The organism is Novosphingobium sp. FG90 (genome assembly GCF_057808725.1).
Map to the genome: position 1 here is coordinate 1 of NZ_JBMDIO010000081.1, position 3730 is coordinate 3730.

Consider the following 3730-nt stretch of genomic DNA (forward strand, 5'->3'; position numbering starts at 1 on the left):
CCAGGGGCCCCCACGCCGGGCCCCCACTTTTGTTTTAGAAAAGTGCTTATCCACACGAATAAAATCATTTGCGCACAATCCATCATTTTTGGTTTGCACCATTTTCATGCCACATACTTCAAGAACAGGGATACCCCATGTCGATAATTCGCACTTTAACTCTCTCCTTCCTGCTGTCATTCATACCGTCCATTGCCGCGCACGCTCAAAATGCTGCACCGGTCGTTGCATCCGCTCTCAAGAAGCGCATGGTCGTAATGGACAAAAGCGGCATGCGAGTCGGCCCGATCATTAATATCGCCGCCGCTGCTGACGGGACCGTCGATTATGTTACCGTCATTTCCGGTGAAGGTACCAAGCGTGTACCAGGCGCTACGCTAACCCTCATAGACGGTAAACTTTCAACCTCACTCGATCGTCGCGAGATGGCCCGTTCGCAATGAACCCCTCTCACGCCCATCTGCGTCGGCTTTGACGTGACCCCCGGATTTCCTCCAGCTGGGATTAGAGCCGGGCAGCATTGTTGCGCATGAGCGCGGATGAAGCAATGGCCTCCGGAGCGGAGAGCGGAGACCGCAGGGCGCAGCGGAGCAGGCCATTGCTTTTGCAGTTCGGCGGCGAAGGCCGCTGGGGTCTCATATCCAAGGGATGAGTGCGGTCTCTCCTGGTTGTAATCCCCTGCCCAGGCGGAGATCACCACACGGGCGTGGCCCAGGGTCAGGAACAGGGTCTCGTTGAGCAGCTCGTCGCGCATGCGACCGTTGAAGCTCTCGGCGTAGCCATTCTGCATCGGCTTGCCTGGGGCAATGTAGTGCCACTCCACGCCGATCTCGCTGCACCAGGCAAGGACGGCGTTCGACGTCAGCTCAGTGCCGTAGCACATTGGGAAGCGGCATCTCGAAGGGCCGCATCGCCTTGATGGAGACAAGGGCGCGTAGCGCCCGCCGGCTTCATCAAGGTGGTCATGACCGGCCAGCAGGTCTCTAGAATGAAGTTGTCGACTCAACACTTTGGAGACGGACCGACCATGACCAAGCGCACGTCTACTTCCGCCGACGCCGTGCTGGTAGCCATCGATATGTCCAAGCATCGCCAGGAGGTGCTGATCGAGCGCCCCGAAGGCGGGCGCCGACGGCGGATGACGGTGATGGCTGTTGATTACCACTGAGAATTGGCTCTGAATCACTTTTGCTGCGGGTGATGGTCATACGCCGACCACTCGAGCGCGCAGCAGGTCCAGTTTCGCTCGCCCATACATCTGTCGTTTTATCAGCTTGAGGCGAGTGATCTGCCCCTCGGTCTGCCCGTTTGACCATGGTGAGATAATCGCGTTGCGAACCGCAATCAGGTCTTTCTCCACACCGTTGACGAACGACGCGACGAGACTGTCTTTGGTCTGCTGGATCCATTCATCGAGTTTGGCAGCTGACTTTGATCTGATCATTGATTGGAAGTCGCCAATCGCCTTGCGTGCGGCCACTAGGTGTCATACGAACTGAGAGACTGACCCCCTGCCGAATCTGAGAACTGCCCCCCCTTCGGCTGAAGAGGGAAAGACAGATGACAAAAGGGATTTCAGAGTTTCCCGCACAGACGTTGGCTGTGCAGAGAGAAGATATGCTTCAACCCGACGAGGTGGCAGCGATGGTGCGGCTGCATGAGCTTGGCTGGGGAGCGAAGCGGCTCGCAAAGGAGTTTGGTTGTGCCCGTAACACGGTGCGCCGCTATCTTCGCGCGGGTGGCACGGTGCCGTTTGCGAAGCCGCAGCGTAAAACGGCGTTCGATGGGCTCGACGACTGGCTGCGGGAGCGCTTCTTCCGGCATGGCGGCAACGCCGATGTCATAAGGCAGGAACTGGCCAGCGAACATGGTGTCGTGATCGGCCTGCGCTCAGTAGAGCTTCGGGTTCAGCGCTGGCGGCGAGATCCGGGAACAGCTCGACACACTGCTCGACGAGGCGGCACGCTCGAAAATGACCCTGCGCGAGGCACTGGCATTCTTCGTGTCCCGGGAGATTGCGCGACGCGATGAGCGGCGTATCTCCATGGCAAGCAAGCTTGCCCAGTTCCCGTTCGTGCGCGAGATCGACGGCTTCGAGTTCGATGTCCAGCCCTCGCTCGATCCCAGCCAGATCCGAGAGCTCGTGACCTGTCGCTGGATCGCCCATGGCGACACGACCTTGTTCCTGGGCCCTCCGGGAACAGGCAAGACGCACTTGGCGGTGGCATTGGGCAGGGAAGCGATCCGGCAGAACTACTCGGTCCAGTTCGTCACCGCAGCGACGCTGGTCGCCATGCTGGCGAAGGCGCATGATGTCCCTGCGCTCCTCCCAAATGGCCAGAATGTCCGCTGCCCGCTCTTCCACCCGCCGCGAGCGCATATCCCCGCCCCGCGGCTTTGGGGCTATGTCACCCGTCTCGCGCTGCTGTGCCCGCCAACGGACCGCCGTTGATGGTGCAACACCGAACCGGGCCGCCGCAGCACGGCAACTCGATCCACTGTCCACCGCTGCCAACAGCCGAGTGCGCAAATCCATCGAAAGAGCCATCCATGCCGGCCTCCTTCACCAGCACGGATTCTGAATCAGAAATCGCGCCCGAAGGGAATCCCAGACCGTTTCAGAACGGTCGAAAACTGCTCTAAGCGAGCCAGAACCCGCGCCGAAGGCGTGCGCATTAGACCGCTTTGTCCGGCCTGTTCCGCCTCACCGCATTGCTCGATCCGAACGATCATGCTGTTCTCCGCCATAGCGAGGCAGCCTCCTGCAAAACCCTGCGAAGAGCAAGCGCACCGAGATCATCGGTCACAGAACGCTCACCGCGCTCAAGCGCCCTGCCGCGATCGCGGCGACGAAGGGCATGCGATGGCCAGTCCCGACTGTGTCGCGATCGCATGATGCCATTCGCGCGGGATGCGCCTACAACCTGCCGATCATAAATGCCCCCACCCATGAGAACCGCTTCGATGGAATCCCCGCTCGTTTCAAAGGCCCGTCAGTTTGCGACCGACGCGCACGGGAGCATCAATCATGTCCGCAAATACACGGGCGAGCCCTACATAACGCACCCCATCGAGGTCATGGAGATCGTGCGCAGCGTTCCCCACACCGACGAAATGCTGGCGGCCGCGCTGCTTCACGACACCATCAAGGATACCGCGGTCACCCGCGAAGACGTGGAACGCGAATTCGGCGAGACCGTGGCGCGCCTGGTGATGGAACTAACCGATCAGTGCCACGAAGGGAACAGGGCCACCCGCAAGGCGGCAGAAGCCGCACGACTAGGGCGCAAACTCATAAATCGGGTTGAGTTGTCGGCCTTGGCGTGATTCAGGCGGCCTTCGGAAACGGAGGGCGTATGACGCGGCGGCGATATGAACTGACGGACAAGGAATGGCTCATCATCGAGCCGTTGCTGCCCAACAAGCCGCGTGGAGTGCCCCGCGTCGATGACCGCCGGGTGCTGAACGGGATACTTTGGCGTTTCCGTTCTGGTGCGCCGTGGGCAGAGGTCCCGGAACGCTATGGTCCGTCGACGACCTGCTACAACCGGTTCATCCGCTGGCGAAAGGCTGGAGTGTGGGACCGATTGTTGGCGGCGGTTTCCGCCTGTTTCAACGGCGAGTTGGTGATGATCGATTCCACTTGCATGCGCGTCCACCAGCACGGTGCGACGGGCAAAAAGATCCCATGGGCGCGGGCTGGCGCTGGTTGAGGCAGATTGGCCTTCCC

4 protein-coding genes and 6 pseudogenes are annotated in these 3730 nt (G+C 60.4%); 6 read left to right on the forward strand and 4 right to left on the reverse strand.

All coding sequences use genetic code 11. The features are described from left to right. Window positions 1-137: 137 nt before the first annotated feature. Window positions 138-443 carry a hypothetical protein gene (locus ACODRZ_RS26415; RefSeq protein WP_488973103.1) on the forward strand — a complete coding sequence of 102 codons (306 nt, stop codon included), beginning with the start codon at window positions 138-140 and terminating at the stop codon, window positions 441-443. Between the two features lie 61 nt (window positions 444-504). Here the strand turns inward: ACODRZ_RS26415 and ACODRZ_RS26420 are convergent. After that, window positions 505-874, reverse strand: a pseudogene (locus ACODRZ_RS26420) (integrase core domain-containing protein); the annotation flags it as partial. 153 nt (window positions 875-1027) lie between these two features. Here ACODRZ_RS26420 and ACODRZ_RS26425 point away from each other — a divergent pair. Continuing rightward, window positions 1028-1168: a hypothetical protein gene (locus ACODRZ_RS26425; protein WP_488973107.1), complete on the forward strand. Its 141-nt coding sequence runs from the start codon at window positions 1028-1030 to the stop codon at window positions 1166-1168. Between the two features lie 36 nt (window positions 1169-1204). Here ACODRZ_RS26425 and ACODRZ_RS26430 read toward each other — a convergent pair. Then, window positions 1205-1474: pseudogene (locus tag ACODRZ_RS26430) on the reverse strand (transposase); the annotation flags it as partial. Window positions 1475-1617: 143 nt separating this feature from the next. Between ACODRZ_RS26430 and ACODRZ_RS26435 the strand changes: the two are divergent. Both ACODRZ_RS26435 and ACODRZ_RS26440 read left to right on the forward strand, forming a co-directional pair. Then, window positions 1618-1926 (forward strand): annotated as a pseudogene (locus tag ACODRZ_RS26435) (helix-turn-helix domain-containing protein); the annotation flags it as partial. Beyond that, window positions 1925-2314, forward strand: a pseudogene (locus ACODRZ_RS26440) (ATP-binding protein); the annotation flags it as partial. The pseudogenes ACODRZ_RS26435 and ACODRZ_RS26440, both read left to right, overlap by 2 nt. Here the strand turns inward: ACODRZ_RS26440 and ACODRZ_RS26445 are convergent. Together ACODRZ_RS26445 and ACODRZ_RS26450 are read right to left on the reverse strand one after the other, a co-directional pair. After that, window positions 2312-2548, reverse strand: a pseudogene (locus ACODRZ_RS26445) (helix-turn-helix domain-containing protein); the annotation flags it as partial. The pseudogenes ACODRZ_RS26440 and ACODRZ_RS26445 overlap by 3 nt on opposite strands. Window positions 2549-2583: 35 nt before the next feature. Beyond that, the gene (locus tag ACODRZ_RS26450; protein ID WP_488973102.1) at window positions 2584-2733 is read right to left on the reverse strand and encodes a hypothetical protein; all 150 of its coding nucleotides are present in this window, start codon (window positions 2731-2733) and stop codon (window positions 2584-2586) included. Window positions 2734-2964: 231 nt separating this feature from the next. On the opposite strand from ACODRZ_RS26450, the gene ACODRZ_RS26455 reads away from it, so the two are divergent. Together ACODRZ_RS26455 and ACODRZ_RS26460 are read left to right on the forward strand one after the other, a co-directional pair. After that, a complete protein-coding gene (locus ACODRZ_RS26455) occupies window positions 2965-3327 on the forward strand; it encodes an HD domain-containing protein (protein WP_488973101.1) in 363 nt (120 codons plus the stop codon). Window positions 3328-3356: 29 nt separating this feature from the next. Then, window positions 3357-3710 (forward strand): annotated as a pseudogene (locus tag ACODRZ_RS26460) (IS5 family transposase); the annotation flags it as partial. Between the last annotated feature and the right edge of the window lie 20 nt (window positions 3711-3730).

What these genes read in the sequence shown, in the direction of transcription:
- ACODRZ_RS26415 (WP_488973103.1), top strand. Translation starts at nt 138, where the DNA reads ATGTCGATAATTCGCACTTTAACTCTCTCCTTCCTGCTGTCATTCATA.
- ACODRZ_RS26425 (WP_488973107.1), top strand. Translation starts at nt 1,028, where the DNA reads ATGACCAAGCGCACGTCTACTTCCGCCGACGCCGTGCTGGTAGCCATC.
- ACODRZ_RS26450 (WP_488973102.1), bottom strand. Translation starts at nt 2,733, where the DNA reads ATGATCGTTCGGATCGAGCAATGCGGTGAGGCGGAACAGGCCGGACAA.
- ACODRZ_RS26455 (WP_488973101.1), top strand. Translation starts at nt 2,965, where the DNA reads ATGGAATCCCCGCTCGTTTCAAAGGCCCGTCAGTTTGCGACCGACGCG.